This window comes from Anaerobiospirillum sp. NML120511 (assembly GCF_023050955.1).
Classification (GTDB): Bacteria; Pseudomonadota; Gammaproteobacteria; order Enterobacterales; family Succinivibrionaceae; genus Anaerobiospirillum.
Genome location: NZ_JALKIK010000019.1, coordinates 1 through 17,173, shown reverse-complemented (window position 1 = coordinate 17,173; position 17,173 = coordinate 1). Strand labels below are relative to the sequence as shown.

General features: G+C 51.7%; 12 protein-coding genes. All 12 read right to left on the bottom strand.

Annotation, left to right across the window (positions count from 1 at the left end):
* Nucleotides 1–9 precede the first annotated feature (9 nt).
* The 12 genes from nqrE to pheS all read right to left on the bottom strand — a co-directional run bounded on the left by nqrE (nucleotide 10) and on the right by pheS (nucleotide 16,877).
* On the bottom strand, nucleotides 10–609 hold the full coding sequence (gene nqrE, locus MXE39_RS06780) for an NADH:ubiquinone reductase (Na(+)-transporting) subunit E (protein WP_246978103.1): 600 nt from the start codon (nucleotides 607–609) through the stop codon (nucleotides 10–12).
* Nucleotides 610–614: 5 nt separating this feature from the next.
* Nucleotides 615–1,274, bottom strand: a complete 660-nt coding sequence (locus MXE39_RS06775; protein WP_246978102.1) for an NADH:ubiquinone reductase (Na(+)-transporting) subunit D — start codon at nucleotides 1,272–1,274, stop codon at nucleotides 615–617.
* A complete protein-coding gene (locus MXE39_RS06770; protein WP_246978101.1) occupies nucleotides 1,275–2,057 on the bottom strand; it encodes a Na(+)-translocating NADH-quinone reductase subunit C in 783 nt (260 codons plus the stop codon). It lies immediately after the preceding gene.
* Nucleotides 2,050–3,294 (bottom strand): NADH:ubiquinone reductase (Na(+)-transporting) subunit B, encoded by a 1,245-nt coding sequence (locus MXE39_RS06765; RefSeq protein ID WP_348647472.1) that lies wholly within the window; start codon nucleotides 3,292–3,294, stop codon nucleotides 2,050–2,052. The genes MXE39_RS06770 and MXE39_RS06765 overlap by 8 nt, the downstream gene beginning before the upstream one ends.
* Before the next feature lie 3 nt (nucleotides 3,295–3,297).
* Entirely contained in the window at nucleotides 3,298–4,650 is a 1,353-nt protein-coding gene (locus tag MXE39_RS06760) for a Na(+)-translocating NADH-quinone reductase subunit A (RefSeq protein WP_246978100.1), read from the bottom strand.
* 1,783 nt (nucleotides 4,651–6,433) lie between these two features.
* The gene (locus MXE39_RS06755; protein ID WP_246978099.1) at nucleotides 6,434–7,930 is read right to left on the bottom strand and encodes an AmpG family muropeptide MFS transporter; all 1,497 of its coding nucleotides are present in this window, start codon (nucleotides 7,928–7,930) and stop codon (nucleotides 6,434–6,436) included.
* A 90-nt stretch (nucleotides 7,931–8,020) separates the two neighbouring features.
* On the bottom strand, nucleotides 8,021–8,515 hold the full coding sequence (locus MXE39_RS06750) for a YajQ family cyclic di-GMP-binding protein (RefSeq protein WP_246978098.1): 495 nt from the start codon (nucleotides 8,513–8,515) through the stop codon (nucleotides 8,021–8,023).
* A gap of 149 nt (nucleotides 8,516–8,664) precedes the next feature.
* Nucleotides 8,665–10,713: a 1-deoxy-D-xylulose-5-phosphate synthase gene (gene dxs / locus MXE39_RS06745; protein ID WP_246978097.1), complete on the bottom strand. Its 2,049-nt coding sequence runs from the start codon at nucleotides 10,711–10,713 to the stop codon at nucleotides 8,665–8,667.
* A 738-nt stretch (nucleotides 10,714–11,451) separates the two neighbouring features.
* The gene (locus MXE39_RS06740; protein WP_246978096.1) at nucleotides 11,452–12,405 is read right to left on the bottom strand and encodes a polyprenyl synthetase family protein; all 954 of its coding nucleotides are present in this window, start codon (nucleotides 12,403–12,405) and stop codon (nucleotides 11,452–11,454) included.
* A 219-nt stretch (nucleotides 12,406–12,624) separates the two neighbouring features.
* Nucleotides 12,625–12,903, bottom strand: coding sequence for an exodeoxyribonuclease VII small subunit (gene xseB / locus MXE39_RS06735; protein ID WP_246978095.1), 279 nt, complete (start codon nucleotides 12,901–12,903; stop codon nucleotides 12,625–12,627).
* Between the two features lie 447 nt (nucleotides 12,904–13,350).
* A complete protein-coding gene (gene pheT / locus MXE39_RS06730; RefSeq protein WP_246978094.1) occupies nucleotides 13,351–15,729 on the bottom strand; it encodes a phenylalanine--tRNA ligase subunit beta in 2,379 nt (792 codons plus the stop codon).
* Between the two features lie 164 nt (nucleotides 15,730–15,893).
* Nucleotides 15,894–16,877: a phenylalanine--tRNA ligase subunit alpha gene (pheS, locus tag MXE39_RS06725; RefSeq protein WP_246978093.1), complete on the bottom strand. Its 984-nt coding sequence runs from the start codon at nucleotides 16,875–16,877 to the stop codon at nucleotides 15,894–15,896.
* Between the last annotated feature and the right edge of the window lie 296 nt (nucleotides 16,878–17,173).

The following is a 17,173-nucleotide window of genomic DNA, read 5'->3' as shown; positions in this document are numbered from 1 at the left end:
GCTTACTCCTTAGAGCGAAATGCCGGAGAAGGACATGAAGCCGATAGCCATCAGACCGGAGGTGATGAACACCAGGCTTAAGCCACGTACGCCTGCTGGAGCATCGGAGTACTTTAAGCGCTCACGGATAGCAGACAGCAGTACGATTGCGATTGCCCATGAGGCACCGGAACCAAAGCCGTATACCACAGACTCTGCGAAGTTGTACTCACGCTGAACCATGAAGGAAACACCTGCGAAGATAACGCAGTTTACAGTGATTAATGGCAGGAAGATACCAAGGGCACTGTAAAGTGATGGTACGAACTTGTCCAGGAACATTTCCAGAACCTGAACCAGAGCAGCAATAACACCGATGTAGGTAATGAAGCTTAAGAATGACAGGTCGAGACCTTCAACCAGTGCATTTGGCTTTAAGACGTAGGTGTTAACAAGGTTGTTTACTGGAACAGCAAGGATCTGCACCATGATAACGGCGGCGCCCAGACCTGCGGATGTAGTAACTTTCTTGGACACAGCCAGGAAGGTACACATACCCAGGAAGAAGGCCAGAGCCATGTTCTCGATGAAGATACTCTTAACGAGCAGAGAAAGATAATGTTCTACCATTGTTATTAACCCTCTCTGTGAGTCTCGTACTCAGGCTGCTCAACCAGGTCCTTACGGAAGGTCTTAACAACCCAGATTAACAGGCCTACCAGGAAGAAGCCGCATGGTGGCATGATGAGCAGACCGCATGGTACGTACCAGCCGCCGTTGTTTACAGTCTCGAATAAGGTAATGCCGAACCAGGAACCGGAACCGAATACCTCACGGACAGTGGCGATGATACATAAAACAAGCATGTAGCCCAGACCGTTACCAATACCGTCAACCATGGAGGTCATTGGAGGGTACTTCAGAGCGAAGCCTTCAGTACGACCCATAACGATACAGTTGGTAATAATCAGACCTACGTATACGGATAACTGCTTGGACAGGTCATAGGCAAAGGCCTTTAAGACCTGGTCAACCAGAATTACCAGGGAGGCAATAATGGTCATCTGAGCAATAATACGTACGGAACTTGGAATGTAGTTACGGGTGCAGGAAACTGCGAGATTGGCCAGAGCACAAACGCAGGTTACGGAAATACCCATAACGAATGCTGTCTTCATGGAAGAAGTAACAGCCAGGGAAGAACAGATACCCAGAACCTGAACCATTACCGGGTTATTGGCAATGAGCGGATCCAGAAGTACCTCTTTCCAAGTAGGAGTCTTTGCGTCACTCATTTAGAGCTCCCCCTTGCGAACATTTTCTAAGAAGGCCTTGTAGGCAACGTCGAACCAGTACTTGGTTGCGTTGTCAACACCACGTGCAGTCAGGGTAGCACCAGACAGGGAATCTACGTCGTAGTCCTTGCCCTCACCGTTGTGATCAGGGGTCTTGGTGATGTTGAAGCCACGGGTGCCGTCTTCACGGGTAATCTTCTTGTCTACCCATAAAGCCTGCCAGCGTGGGTTGTCAATCTCACCACCCAGACCTGGGGTCTCACCGTGGCTGTAGAAAGTTACGGCCTTCATGGTGTTGCCGTCGGTGTCAACAGCCAGGTAACCGTAAACGGTTGACCATAAAGCCTGACCGTAGAAAGGCAGAATGTAACGGACTACATTGCCAGCCTCATCCTTGGACAGATATACAGGCATTAACTTTGTGCGGGTACGGATACCGGCATAGTCAACGTCTGAAGGAATGGCGGTGTTGAACTCAGGGTTCTTGGCTAAAGACTGGAAGTTGTAGGCGTCAGCCTCGTTGTTAGGATCTTCAACGAACTTGCCGGTTTCGAGGTCAAGCAGCTTGGCCTCAATGTGAGTCTTGTAAGTTGCAGCAACAGAGCCCTTAATGTCAAAGCCGGAAACACGCAGGATATTTACCTGACGGTCATTGGCAATGGCGGCCTGCTGGAATGGACCTAATGCAACTACGGCACTGGAAACTACTACCGAGCATACTAAGCAGAAGCCGATAATAACAACGAAAGTGCCAAATACGGAGTCCTTATTGAGCTTAAGCACGGGCAAGTCTCCTCTTGATGTTGCGGTCGGTTGCTAAGTAGTCGAACAGCGGAGCCCAGCAGTTGGCAAACAGGATGGCGAGCATCATGCCTTCTGGGTAGGCTGGGTTAACGACACGGATAAGCACAACCATGACACCGATTAAGATACCGAATGCCCACTTGCCACCATTGGTGAAAGAAGAAGACACTGGGTCGGTAGCCATAAAGACGGTACCAAAGGCAAAGCCACCTAATACTACGTGCCAGATGAAGGTCATGGAGAACATGTAGTTGGTGTCAGAGCCGATAGCATTGAACAGGGAGGAGCAGATGAATGCGCCGACCAGAATGCCGACCATGATACGCCAGGAAGCAATACCCAGAATCAGGATGAAAGCAGCACCGATGATGATGCCCAGGGTGGAGCCTTCGCCCAGTGAGCCTGGGATGTTACCGAGGAATGCATCCATCCAGGTGATCTGCTCGCCCATGGTGTTGATCAGGGCAGCCTCACCACCTTCAGCCCACTGTGCCAGCGGAGTAGCACCGGTGAAGCCGTCAACTGGAACCCAGCAGGCGGTACCGGAAATAGAGGCTGGGTAGGCGAAGAAGAGGAATGCACGGCCGGTTAAGGCTGGGTTCATGAAGTTACGGCCGGTACCACCGAAGATTTCCTTACCGATCACAACGCCAAAGGAGATACCCAAGGCAGCCTGCCATAATGGAATGGAAGGTGGAACGATTAAGGCAAATAAGATGGAGGTAACGAAGAAGCCTTCACTGATCTCATGACCACGGACGATACAGAATAATACTTCCCAGAAAGAACCTACGGCGAATACGACGATGTAGATTGGCAGGAAGTAAACAAGACCGATAAGGAGCTTGCTGCATACGCCGGCATCAGCACCCAGAGAACCACCGAGCATCTGTACGATGGCGTAGTGGTAGTCAGAGCTGAACAGTGAGTAGCTGGCAGATGCGAGCTCGGCGCCGTTAGGCAGGCTGGCAAAAGCCATTACGGTCTGATCGCCAACGTTGTACCAGCCATAGATCATGGCAGGGAACACGGCGAAGAAGACAACGATCATGATGCGCTTGAGATCAAGGTAATCGCGCACGTGAGTGTTGCCGGTAGTTACATGACCGGAGGAATAAAGTAAGGTGAAAGTGCCTTCGTAGAGAGGGTACATCTTTTCGAGTACGCCACCCTTCTCAAACATTGGGGCAATTTTCTTAAAGAGACTTAACAACACGTATTAGCCCTCCAGCTCGATCTTGGTCAGGCTGCGACGGATGAGACGGCCGTAGTCGGTCTTGCCTGGGCAAACATAGGTGCACAGGGCAACGTCTTCCTCGGAAAGCTCGAGAATACCAAGAAGCTTGGCCTGATCGACGTCATTGATCTCAATGGAACGAAGTAACATGGTAGGCTCAATATCAAGAGGCATAACCTTCTCGAACTGACCGACCGGCACCATTGGACGGCTGCCGCCGTTGATTGAAGTATTGAAGATGTATTCGGATGGCTTGAACCATGAGGAGGCATAGGCATTGGAAGCAGAGTGACGCTTTAAGCCCAGGCCCAGCCAGCCCTTGAACAGGATGTCGTGCATCTTGCCTTCTTCAATGATTGATACCTGAGAGTGGTAACGACCAAGGTAGGCAAAAGCGCCGACAGCATTATTACCCCACAGTACGGAGCCGGAGATTACACGTACGCCATACTCGGAAGGAATGATCTCATTGGCAGAGAGCTCGGCAACGGAAGCACCCAGAATGGTCTTGACCAGACGTGGCTCCTTGGCGTTAGGACCGGCAATGGAGATAACGCGCTTGTTGTACAGCTCACCCTCAGTGAAGAGGTGACCAATGGCAATAACGTCCTGATAATTGATATGCCATACAGTCTTGTTCTCGGAAACCGGATCCAGGAAGTGGATATGGGTGCCGGCAAGACCAGCAGGGTGAGGACCTACGAAGATCTCTTCTGCAATTTCAGGAGCCTTGCATAAAGGAATGGACTTGTCGTCGTGGCAGACAAATACCTTTACGCCAAAACGGCTTAATACGGCCTGACCTGCGACAAAGGCATCAGCCTCGGCAGCAATCAGAGGACCTGCCTCAGGAGCCAGCGGGCTGGTGTCCATGGCGGTGATGAAGATGGAGTGTGGCAGGCTGTTGACATGAGGTACCTTGTCAAAAGGACGGGTACGGATGGCAGTCCACATGCCGGACTCAATCAGCTCACTCTTTACGTCTTCCAGTGACAGCTCGAGCAGCTTGTCAGCAGGAGTCTTCTTGAACTCGACACCCTTAACTGACTCGTCTACTTCGATAACGAGCGACTGGAATGCTCTACGCTCGCCGCGGTTGACTGCAACAACAGTACCAGAGGCTGGAGCGGTAAATCGTGTTCCAGGGTTTTTCTTGTCCTCGAACAGTACCTGGCCTTTTTTAACAGCTGAACCAACTTCAACAGCCATGGAAGGACGCAGACCAGGGTAGTCGCTGCCGATAATGCCGACATGCTTTACCACTGGACATGCGCCTATTGACTGCTCAGGTTGGCCGCTGATAGGCAGATCCAATCCTTTTTTGATGTTAATCATAGGCGGTTCCAATACAAAACATTAAGGAGTAAAACTCCACGTACTTCAGACTGACCTCTGTGCAGTGCCACAACGCTTATGGGTATCAGAACAGCTATAACCGCAGGTTTACACCGGGCCTTCCTGTACTGACATTCCACGGAACACCTCATCACTGAGGCGGCCGTGACGTGTCGGCGAGCAGGCACATTGCCTTACTTTTGTCAGATGTCATTGCTCATCAGCGCAGATACCCTGCAGGTACCAGGCCATGAGATGACAGCCGACGAAATCTGATGGGGTTCCCAAGAACACTCACTGTTACAAAAATCCTGTCAGCTACAATCACCAGCCCCATGTCAAAGCGCATAGCGCCATGCACTGCCAATCGCTGGCCCGAATTCTTATCTGAGGCGCTCACCGCACTTTACTTGTCATGCTTTAGTCAGGTGGTCCCGGGTACCTCTGACATTCTGTGTCCAGAGCATCCACGGAGGCTTAAAGCCTGTGACCACACTTATGCCAGCCTGACAGGCGCACACGCTTTACATAAGATATGGGAACTGTCGATTGTTAGCACTAATAAGAAAAACTTAGGGCAAAATCTTTGAATCAGCCTGAGGGTCACAACAAATTACTAAGGGCTAATAAGTCCACTGGCGGGAATGTACTCCTTATCACTAAACCCATTAGTGTCTTAAGAAATTGTCGTGAATTGAGGTTGTCTCACCTGATCAGAATATTATGTTACGGCCTGAAATGAGACGCCCGTCACATGCTGATTTGTGAGAAATTTATGAGTGAAATCAGGTACCTGCACCGTTAATTCAGAGGCAGGCATCAAGCACCAAATTTTAACACAAAATGACGGTCGTATCTAAGTCAACAGCCGCGAGCTTACGCCTTTGTGACAAAGCTAAAAAAATCTGAACCGCCTGCCATGAACCCTGGATGTTATCGATACTTTATAAACTTGCTTAACTAATTCCAATGTCACATTGATACAAGTCAAAACACACTCTGATTCTCTGGACAAAATAACATCCAGATCAGCTCGCCAGTGGCATATATCTTTTGTCTCTAGATACTATCAAAAGGCACTTTCAGGGCGCTCTCAAAGCCCGGTTTACAATTGCAGCCCAGGTATTTCACATCTCTGAATACTTCGGTCTTTCCCCAGGCTCATTAAGCACAAATGTTACTGTTACAAAACATGTAACATTAGTTTTCCTAATAATATAAAAGTTGTCAGACAATCTTTACTGACAAATTCAGATGTAAATTTGTCAAATCTGTGCCCCTTATTAAATCACGCGCGTCTATACACTCACATCTATGACATACAAGGATCCAGGACAAAATTACCCGGCCTCATAGCCCCCTTGCCGCCGCCTGATGCCATTCCCCCTGCAACCACGCCTTTGCCCCTGCTCCATGCCCTGCTCTGCTCACCATCATTCATGCCCTGCTCTACTAACCTGCAGGCATGGCTCCTGCCCGCCTGCATACATGGCCATGCCCCTGCTCTTTGTCATACTGCAGTCTATTAAGCCGGGGCACAAGGCGACTGTGAATGTATGCCAGGCACGGCAGTTTTGCGCAGGCTTACTGGCATGCATGCTGGCATGCATGCCAGGCTGCATGCAGCAACATTGAATAGACCGTCTGCAGATACCAAAACAGCGCATACCTCTCTTGAAGCATGCGCTGTTATATGACGCGGTTTCGGCCAGACCGCCGGGGCAGGCCGTCGACCATGGCTGGCTGGGCCAGGCATGGCAGCAGGAGCGTTTTGCCTTGGGCATCAGGCTGATTTCATGTCCGACTCGCTGCTGTTAAACGGTGCCACTTTAAGGAGCAGTACCATGCCTGGTACGGCCAGTACGGTACACAGTACAAAGAAGTCCTGCCAGCCCAGGTACTCTACCAGGTATCCGGTGATAGCGTTACAGAAGGTGCGGGGAATGGCCGAAAAGGAGGTCAGCAGCGCCAGCTGTGTAGCTGTATAGGCCGGGTTGGTCTCACGGGCCAGGAAGGCCACAAAGGCAGCTGTTCCCAGGCCGCCACCGCCGTACTCACAGACCAGTACCAGTGAGAGCAGCCATACAGATGGTGTGCCCTGCTGACCAAGATGAGCCAGCAGCACAAAGCCCAGAATGGTAATCATCTGGATAAAGCCAAAGACCCACAGGGCGCGGTTAATGCCCAGCTTGAGCATAAAGACACCACCCAGCAGAGCGCCTGCTACAGTGGACCACAAACCTACATTTTTGGCCACTACGCCAATGGTGGTCAGGTTATAGCCAAGATCCATGTAAAAAGGAGTAGCCAGAGCAAGGGCCATGGAATCGCCAATTTTGTACAGGAAGACAAAGCAGACGATAAAGATGGCGTATCCGATACCACGACGGCCAATAAACTCGGAAAAAGGCTCAACAATGGCTGCCTTTAAGGTGCGTGGTGCATTACCGCAATCATTTTCTTTGAGGAAGAGCGAAAGAACAAGACAAGGGAGCAGACAGGCGGCGGTAAATGAAAAGACGGTCTGCCAGGAGAAGAAGTCAGCCATGATAAGCGAGACACCACCTGGTATCAGTCCGGCTACTCGATAGGCATTGACGAAAATTGCATTACCAAGGCCCAGCTCATTGTCTGGCAGGAACTCACGACGGTAGGCATCAAGCACGATATCCTGAGTCGCTGAGGCAAAAGCCACGAGGCTAGCAAGAGCTGCTACCACCATGATGGAATCACGTGGATTTACAAAGCCCATGGCCGCGATTGACCCTGTAAGGATCACCTGCGAGAGTATGATCCAGCCTCTGCGGCGCCCCATGGAGAAGATCTGATAGCGGTCTATAAAAGGCGCCCAGACAAATTTCCAGGTATAAGGAATCATCATCAGGGAAAAAGCGCCAATGACCTTGAGGTCAAGGCCCTCTTTGCGCAGATAGGCAGCCAGCAGATTGATAAGCACAAACAGAGGCATGCCCGAGGCAAAGCCTGTGATCATGCAGATGCCCATTCGTTTGGAGAAAATCTCATGCAGCAGCGAGCGCTTACCGCCCAGGTCATCATCAAGAGCATCCTCTGATGCGCCTGCGCCTGCAGCGGATGCTGCAGCTGCGCCAGCTCCGGCTGCAACAGAGGCTGCTGCAGATGCAGCAGCTGTATCTGTGGCTGCATTGTCTGGAGCGTCAGCACCAAAGTGGTACTGAGATGTGTCAGGGGATGACTGGGAAGTGCTGAGATCAGGATATGGGGCTTGATCCTGATCAGGATTTTGTTGTGCTTGAGACATGGACGGCTCTCTGGGGTTAATGATGCACAGACAATAAGGCCGTACTGAAAGCCTCTGTTGCTCCCGGTACGGCCGTGAACTTAACTTATCTTAGTCGCGGAAGTTGTTAAACTGCAGCGGCTGGCCCAGATCACTGATTTTGGCCTTTACAGCAGCAATGGCAGCCTGCAGATCGTCGCGCTTCTTGCCCTGAACACGTACAGTGTCGTCATTCATCTTGGCGTCGACCTTGATCTTTTCATCCTTGATGATTTTGACAATCTTCTTGCCCAGTTCCTTGTCGATACCTACCTTGAAGACTACCTGCTGCAGTGACTTCTTGCCAGAGCGGGTAATTTCCTTGAACTCGGCACAGCCTGGCTCAATATTTCTCTTGATCAGCTTCTGGGTGAGGATATCGTCCATCTGCTGAATCTGGAACTCTTCATCAGCCTCGAGCTTTACTATGTTGTCAGCCTTAACCAGTTCAAATGAGGCCTCAACACCACGGAAATCAAAACGGGTCTGAAGCTCACGGTTGGCGTTATCAACTGCATTCTGCAGCTCGTCTTTCTTCAGCTCGGAAACAATATCAAATGATGGCATGTCATTCCCCTTTTACTTTGACTTGGGCAGTCAGTTTATCCTGACTGCAAAAGCATAATGTCTAAGGCCCTCAATAGCAAGAGCCGGGCACTGGGCCCGGCTCATAAATCAAAGTACGCTGGCGCTGCTGGCCTGTGAGAGCTCTGTTATTACAAAGTAGCAAAGACCTCACTTACACGTGCCCTTACTGCAGCCTCATCAAGTCCCTGCTCGGCGAGCAGCTGATTGCGATCACCCTCCATGACAAAGTTGTCACGAAGGCCGATGTTCACCACACGGGCCTTTGGAGCTGATCCCGGCATGGCAGCGACCAGAGCACCTATATGCTCACCTATGCCGCCCAGAATTGCACCCTCTTCAAAAGTTACCAGCAGGTCGTAGCTTTGTGCCAGACGCTCGATAAGTTTTGTATTGACAGGCTTGATAAAGCGCATGTCCAGCAGGGTAATGTCCTGCTCACGGGCAAAGTTCTCAAGGGTTTCAGCCATTGGGCCATAGACCAGCAGAGCTATATTCTTCTTTGAACCCATGGCGTCAGCAGCGCAGGTGTGCCCTGGATTCATAACCTCTTCATTGAGCTCGAAAAGCTCATAATGACAGGAACTGGTACCGGTGCTGTCAAGATCGGCTCTGACACGTTTGAGGGCGTTGGCAGAAAGGTTTCTTACTCTGGCCTGACCTGCAGGAATAATGCGCTCCAGGCTCAGACGCTCGCTCTTTACCTCACCATTTCTGTCGCTCAGGAAGCTCTCGCCATTGGCACGTGGATAACGAATCACGGCCGGATGGGCGTAATCATAGGCTGTATTGAGCATGTAGTAGAGTTCATGACGGGTACTTGGGGCCATAATCATCAGATTAGGCACAGTACGGGTATAGGCAATGTCATAAGAGCCATTGTGAGTAGGACCGTCAGAACCTACCAGACCACCACGGTCAAGGCAGAGAATCATTGGCAGATCCTGAATGGCCATGTCGTGAATCAGGCCGTCATAGGCGCGCTGCATAAATGAGCTGTAGATATTGACCACAGGTCGCATGCCGCCAGCTGCAAGACCAGAAGCAAAGACCATGGCGTGCTGCTCGGCAATGGCCACATCAAAGAACTGATGAGGATACAGACGGGCAAACTCAGCAAGACCGGAACCAAGGCGCATGGCCGGAGTAACAGCCATAAGCTTGCGATCGGCTACAGCCTTGTCGCACATCCAGCGGCCAAAGGCAGCTGAGTAAGAGCAATCTTCGCTGCTGGCGCCCCTGGTAATACCCTCTTCAGGATTAAAAGCAGGTACACCGTGATAGCAGATTGGATCCTTTTCAGCAGGCTCATAGCCCTTGCCCTTCTTGGTAACCACATGCAGGAAAGTCAGTCCTGACATTTCCTTTACATTCTGCAGAATGCTCTCCAGTCTGGTGACATCATGACCGTCTACCGGACCAATGTAGTTAAAGCCAAATTCCTCGAACATGGTGCCAGGCATAATCATGCCCTTTACGTGCTCCTGAGCACGCATGGCAAAGTCTTTTACCGCAGGCAGCGACTTTAAGATGCGCTTGCCACCCTCGACCATCTTGACGTAATGAGGGCTGGAAATGACATGAGAGAGACTCTGGGCAACCACACCCACGTTTTCAGAAATACTCATCTCATTGTCATTGAGGATAACTGTAAGGTCTACGTCCTTGAAGGTACCGGCGTGATTCATGGCCTCAAAGGCACAGCCTCCTGACAGAGCGCCATCACCGATAATAGCAACTACCTTGCGACGCTGATCCTTTGGCTTGTTGCGTTCGGCAACAGCCATACCAAGGGCAGAACCAATTGAAGTGGAAGCGTGACCTGTAGATAGAAGATCGTAAGGGGTTTCATTACGCCAGATGAAAGCGTGCAGCCCATTGTACTTACGGATAGTAGCCAGCTCATTGCGATGGCCGGTAAGGATTTTGTGCGGATAGGCCTGATGACCTACGTCCCATACCAGTATGTCGTGAGGGGTATCGTAAACATAGTGCAGGGCAACGGTCAGCTCCACCACACCAAGACCGGAGGCCAGGTGACCGGCAGTTTTACTGATTGTATCGATAATGCAGGAGCGTACCTCGTCGCACAGCAGCGGCAGGTCATCACGGGACAGGGCCCTGACATCAGCGGCATCGTTAATACTGCCTAAAAGTTTGTAAATCTCTGATTCTTCCACAAACGTTCAGAACCACCGCCATGACGGACAGATCCCTGAAAATGCAACACAGCTTCGGTATTACCTCAGGACCTGCTCAATCAGGCTGATGGTATTCCCCTCATAAATTTCTTACAGCAAAAAACATTTTTTTGTGGACTGATCCCGAGAAAGGTCAATCACAGCGCCACGGCAGACGACAGTCTGTCCCCGATAACTCACAGGGGCAGCACCATTATGCCGGTATAAACCTTATAGACAGCCTGGCAGCTGTCTGCTTTCATGTAAATTCTTTAGATCCTGCACGGGTAAAGCAATAACAACTCATATCATGGTGCATGCTTAATGATCCGGCGCCCGCCCCACAGGAGGCTTACGGGCACGTGCCCATCAGCAGTGACAGGCACACTGCGGGCTTTAAAATCCAGGCATCAGGTCAGCATCAAGCCACGCCACCTGCAAGCGGTTGTGGCGCTTCCGCTTCCGCCAGCGCAGCCTCAGCTGCGTGAGCAGCACATGCGTCAGTGATTAATGATGCAGATGCATATGAAGATGCAGGTATTCAGTAAGCATATGACTGCCATGGGCATTGACTGACTGCCTCAGTCATCATCTGACAGTCATGGGCATTGACTGACTGCCTCAGTCAGCATCTGACTGCCTCGGTCATCATCTGACAGCCGGAGGCAGTAACAGACTGCCTAAGTGCGCGTCTGAATGATGACTGCTGCTGCCAGCTGTCATCTGACAGCAGACTGATCAGTGATCTCGTGTGACACAGAAATGAGCAAACTGGCTGAGGATATCGGTATCAACAGACAGCTTTTTGAGTACGGCCTGAGCTTCATCAGCAAGCTGCTTTGCATAGGCACGGGCAGCATCAAGGCCCATCAGGGTGACATAGGTGCTCTTTTCCAGGGACTCATCAGAGCCGGCATTCTTGCCCATGACAGCAGTATCGCCTGCCACATCGAGCACATCGTCCCATACCTGGAAAGCCAGACCAACTTTGCGGCCATACTCGGTCAGACACTCAAACTCCCTGTTCATATGGTTGGACTCAACCAGACCCACAGCAGAGGCAATGGCATCAGACTGACGGTTCTCCCATGCTTCCTGATAGCGGCCGGCCATAAAGCCCAGCTGTACCGCACAGGTAATCAGAGCGCCGGTCTTAAGAGAATGAAGCTTTTCAAGCTGATCCTGAGGCAGCTTTTTGTGCTCAGAGGCCAGATCGATAGCCTGACCGCCACACATACCCTCAAAACCTGAGGCACGGGCAAGACAGGCGCACATGCGTCCTTTAACATCAGGAGCCAGACGGCAGTTGCTGTCGGTCAGCAGGTCAAAGGCCAGGGCCTGAAGGGTATCACCGGCCAGCAGCGCAGCAGCTGCGCCGTATTTGGCATGCACAGTAGGATGACCACGACGCAGCATGTCGTTGTCCATCTCCGGCATGTCATCATGAATCAGGGAGTAGGAGTGAATACACTCAATGGCTGCAGCCACATAATCCAGATCCTCCCATGAAGCACCGCAGGCTCTGCCTGAAGCATAGACCAGCAGCGGACGGGCACGCTTGCCACCCAGAAGCAGGGCATATTCCATGGCTTCCTTAAGCTCGGCCGGCTCTGCAGGAAGACGGGCCAGACGTGCTTTGAGGCAGGCATCAACCCGGTGCTGAACTTTGCCAAAAAACTCTAATAAATCCATGTCATGCTCACTTATCCGCAGCGCCAGCACAATGGCGCGCAGCTGTTGCGAAGAATTTGGGTGTTTCAGTTTCCTCTGAGAACAGACCATGCAGTCATTTCCGGTTAAAACCGGGGCTGCTGCCAGCCCGCCTGAGGCGGGCTGGCCATGGCGGCCGTCTGTTCCTGCCTTATTACAGGTGCAGGCATGGACAGACATGTTTCTGTCCCGAGAGATACCTTACTGTACTGGTGGCTGATTCTGCATGCCGTCAGTCTTGATGGCGCTCTCGTCCTCATTGAGCTGATTCATGGCCTGCATGGCCTGCTGACGGACCAGAGTAACCTTGCGGCTCATTTCGTTCATGCTCTTGCGGCACTCGATGGCCAGATTCATACCCTCAGAGTAGCGGGCAATGGCCTCATCGATGGAAAGACTGGTGTCATTGAGTGAAGATACCAGCTGCTCGAGCTGTCTTAAGTTCTCATCAAGACTTTTTAAACCATTCTCGTTAGCCATTTACTGACTCCTTGTGGATTAACTTATTGCAGGTCCGCACTGAAATGGTCAGAGCGACTGCACACAGATAAATGCCCCTTCCTCAATACAGGGAAAACAGCACAGCTGTGCGCCTGGTGCACTGTAAGCATCAGCCTTAAGCGGCCATTTCGACTCTTATTATGGCAGTTTAAGGGTGAGGCTTTCAGACAGGCTGAACAGTTTTTATCTGATGACAAAATTAAGCAGCTGTACTGTTAACACCTCAGGTGTCATTCAGTACAGCTGCATGTCAAAGGCATCATAAATAACCGCCGGGCAGGTGATGCCACTCCGGCCTGCATACAGTCATCAGTCTGCTGCAGGTACCCGCAACACCATCAGGTTGCAGGTACGGTTCAGTATTCCGGCCATACAGCTTACATGATGCTGATACCACTTGGGAAAGGCCAGATGCTGAATTTGTGACTACTCACGTAAAGCAGCACCAAATTTGGTCTTAACAGCCTCAAGAATTCTGGCTACTACGCCCTCAACCTCGGCATCTTCCAGAGTGTGGTCGTTGTCGTGGAGGGTCACGCCCAGAGCTATGGAGCGCTTGTCGCCCAGAGACTCGTTTTCAAAGACGTCAAAGATGGTGACATCAGTTACCAGAGCGCCACCCTGTGCTCTGATCTCGCCAGTCAGGGCTGCAGCTGGAACAGTCTTGTCCAGAACAAAGGCAAAGTCACGACGTACGGATGGGAACTTGGAGATGTCCTTGCTCAGTGGGATTACACGGGTGCTCAGAGCACTGCGCTCAATCTCAAATACAGCTACAGGAATCTTGAAGCCCAGAGCCTTCTGAGCCTGTGGGTGGAGCATACCAACTACACCAACGCGACGGCCGTCCAGGAAGAGATCAGCGCCCTGACCTGGGTGGAGGAACGGGCACTGGGTTGGCTGCCAGCTGTAGTCAGAGGCACGGGCAGTCAGAGCCAGCAGAGCCTCTACATCACCCTTGATATCGAAGAAGTCTACATGACGGCCCTTCTGATTCCAGCACTCAGCCTCAGCATCACCAATAGCAATACCGGCAATCATAGGCTCCTGACGAACGCCGTTTTCAGCATCCTTATCCTGAATGTAGCTCAGACCAAGCTCGAACAGACGGACACGCTTCTGCTGACGGTTAACATTGTAACGGGCAGCAAGAGCAAGACCGGCCAGCAGAGTAGTACGCATTGCTGACATTTCTACGGAAATTGGAGTGGACAGTACCAGAGGCTCCAGATCATTAAAGACACTAAGGGTCTTTGGATCGGTAAAGGAGTAGGTAATGGCCTCCTGGAAACCTGACTGTACCAGACTGCTGCGCAGAGCACGGTCCTTGAGAACCTCTTCACGCTCGGCACTCATTAACATGTCAGCAACAGGCATCTTGTTAGGAATGCTGTTGTAACCGTAGATACGTGCTACTTCCTCAATCAGATCCTCTTCAATTTCAATATCAAAGCGGAATGATGGAGCAGTAGTGGCAAAGCCGCCCTCAATGGCTACAGGGTTTAAGCCCAGGGTCTTGAGAATGCGCTCAACTTCCTCAGGGGCAATGGTGCAGCCGAGGATTCTGTTCAGGCGCTCAAGACGCAGAGTGATCTGGTGATCGTTCTTGAGACGGGCCTCATCAACGCACTCAACTACAGGACCTGGCTGACCGCCGGCAATGGCAATCAGAAGCTCAGTGGCACGCTCCATGGCGCGCATCTGCAGCTTAGGATCTACGCCACGCTCAAAGCGGTGGGAGGCATCGGTCTTAAGACCGTAGTGACGGGCACGGCCCTTGATTGCCAGTGGTGAGAAGAAAGCAGCCTCAAGGAAGACATCACGGGTCTCATCGTTAATACCGGAGCTTTCACCACCAAAGATACCGGCAAGGCCCAGAGGTCCCTTGTGGTCGGCAATAATCAGGGTCTTGTCAGTAAGGGTAACTTCCTCACCTGAGAGCAGTACCAGCTTCTCACCCTCACAGGCAAAACGTACCACAATGCCCTCATGCAGACGGTTGAGGTCAAAGGAGTGCAGTGGCTGACCGAGCTCAATCATGACGTAATTGGTTACGTCTACGATTGGAGATACGGAGCGGATACCGCAGCGGCGCAGCTTCTCGACCATCCATACCGGGCTGTGAGCTTTCTGGTTAACACCACGGATCACACGGCCAAGGTAACGAGGGCAGGCCTCGGTGTCTTCAACCTTTACCGGGAAAGTGTCGTCAATGACGGCAGCAACTGGAGCACACTCCAGATCCTTGAACTCACCACGGGTCAGCACGGCAACTTCGCGTGCAATACCACGGATGCTCAGGCAGTCAGGACGGTTGGTGGTCAGATCAACGTCGATGGTGTGATCGTTTAACTGCAGATAATCGTGCAGATCGGTGCCTACAGGCGCATCCTCAGGCAGCTCGATAATGCCGTCGGACTCCTCGGCCATACCAAGCTCCTTGTAGGAACACAGCATGCCGTGAGACTCAACACCACGCAGTTTGGCATCCTTGATGGTAATACCTGGCAGGTGAGCACCTACCTTGGAGCAGGCTACCTTAAGACCGGCACGGCAGTTGGCAGCACCGCAGACAATCTGCAGCAGCTCGCCGGTACCGGCATCGATTTTGGTAACGTGCAGGTGGTCAGAGTCAGGATGATCCTCACACTCTACAACCCTGGCAACAACCACGCCGTCAAATTCGGCACAGACACCCTCACAGGTATCAACTTCTAAACCGGCCATGGTAATGGCATCGGACATTTCCTGAGCGCTTAAGGAGTTGGCAACCCACTCATCGACCCAGCTTTTAGTGAACTTCATAATATTTCCCCTAAGCGGCCCGTACTGGCAGTTCACATCAGTCTCTTACTGACCCACAGCTGCGCTGTGCTGCTGGTGAACACTGCTCTTAAACGGGGAGCTTAGCTATAAGTTATTGGTTATCTTAGCGGCCCCTGAGGGCCATACTGACCTGGACGCTGAAATCAGGCAAACTGCTTTAAGAAACGCAGATCGTTTTCAAAGAAGGCACGCAGATCCTTTACGCCGTAACGCAGCATGGTCAGACGCTCGATACCCATACCAAAAGCAAATCCGTTGTACTCTTCAGGATCGATGCCTACATTGCGCAGTACATTAGGGTGGACCATACCGCAGCCTAAAACTTCCAGCCACTTGCCGCCTTTGCGACGTACGTCTACTTCGGCTGATGGCTCAGTGAACGGGAAGTAGGATGGACGGAAACGAACCTCAAGCTCCTCTTCAAAGAACTTCTGCAGGAACTCGTAGATAGTGCCCTTAAGGTCAGCAAAGGAAACATTCCTGTCCACATACAGACCTTCGATCTGATGGAACATAGGGGTGTGGGTCATATCGTAGTCATTACGATATACACGGCCTGGAGAAATAATACGGATTGGAGGAGCCTTCTTCTCCATGGTGCGAATCTGTACAGAGGAGGTCTGTGAACGCAGCAGCAGGCCGTTAGGGAACATGAAGGTGTCATGACTGTCACGGGCCGGATGGTGTGGAGGCAGATTGAGGGCGTCGAAATTGTGGTAGTCGTCCTCAATTTCAGGACCGGAGGCTACCTCATAACCCATGGAGGCAAAGAGCTCGGTAAGACGCTCAACAGTGCGGGTTACAGGGTGTAAGGTACCGGTGTCGCGGTGACGGCCAGGCAGAGTAATATCAACCTTTTCGCTGGCAAGACGGGCATCCATGGCTGCCTTTTCCAGCTCGGCACGACGCTGCTCAATGGCGGCAACTACTTCCTGCTTGGCTTCGTTGATGATGGCACCGCGCTGTGGACGCTCAGAGGCATCAAGCTGGGCCAGTTCTTTCATAAACTCTGCAAACAGGCCTTTTTTGCCTAAATAATTGACTCGAACCGCATCCAGATCCTGAAGATTCTGGACACCCTGAGCGGCGGCTATGCCATCCTGCTTAGCCTGAACTAGCTTATCCATTAACAAAAACCGTTTAAATAACTGACAAAAGAACTTAAGTTTAAGCCTGGCCTCAGTGCAGCTGTGCTTTCTAAGGGCATGCTTAAACTCAAGCATTAGGTGCCCGTAACAGAGGCTGGTGTGCGACCAGAAAAGATCGCTTCAGGGGCCATAACGCCCCTGAATAAGCCATTGATTATCGCATATGTCCACGGGTTGCGCAAAAATGCCCCTCCCATGTGCCAAAGCCCGCCCGGCCTCGGGCAGCTGCCAGTAAACAGCGCCCGCCCAGTCCCCCCTTTCAGGCAAAACAGGCC

Excerpts from the sequence above, each read along its gene's own strand:
- nqrE (WP_246978103.1), bottom strand. The coding sequence starts at position 609 with ATGGTAGAACATTATCTTTCTCTGCTCGTTAAGAGTATCTTCATCGAG.
- xseB (WP_246978095.1), bottom strand. The coding sequence starts at position 12,903 with ATGGCTAACGAGAATGGTTTAAAAAGTCTTGATGAGAACTTAAGACAG.
- pheS (WP_246978093.1), bottom strand. The coding sequence starts at position 16,877 with ATGGATAAGCTAGTTCAGGCTAAGCAGGATGGCATAGCCGCCGCTCAG.
- MXE39_RS06755 (WP_246978099.1), bottom strand. The coding sequence starts at position 7,930 with ATGTCTCAAGCACAACAAAATCCTGATCAGGATCAAGCCCCATATCCT.
- MXE39_RS06750 (WP_246978098.1), bottom strand. The coding sequence starts at position 8,515 with ATGCCATCATTTGATATTGTTTCCGAGCTGAAGAAAGACGAGCTGCAG.
- pheT (WP_246978094.1), bottom strand. The coding sequence starts at position 15,729 with ATGAAGTTCACTAAAAGCTGGGTCGATGAGTGGGTTGCCAACTCCTTA.
- MXE39_RS06740 (WP_246978096.1), bottom strand. The coding sequence starts at position 12,405 with ATGGATTTATTAGAGTTTTTTGGCAAAGTTCAGCACCGGGTTGATGCC.
- MXE39_RS06775 (WP_246978102.1), bottom strand. The coding sequence starts at position 1,274 with ATGAGTGACGCAAAGACTCCTACTTGGAAAGAGGTACTTCTGGATCCG.
- MXE39_RS06760 (WP_246978100.1), bottom strand. The coding sequence starts at position 4,650 with ATGATTAACATCAAAAAAGGATTGGATCTGCCTATCAGCGGCCAACCT.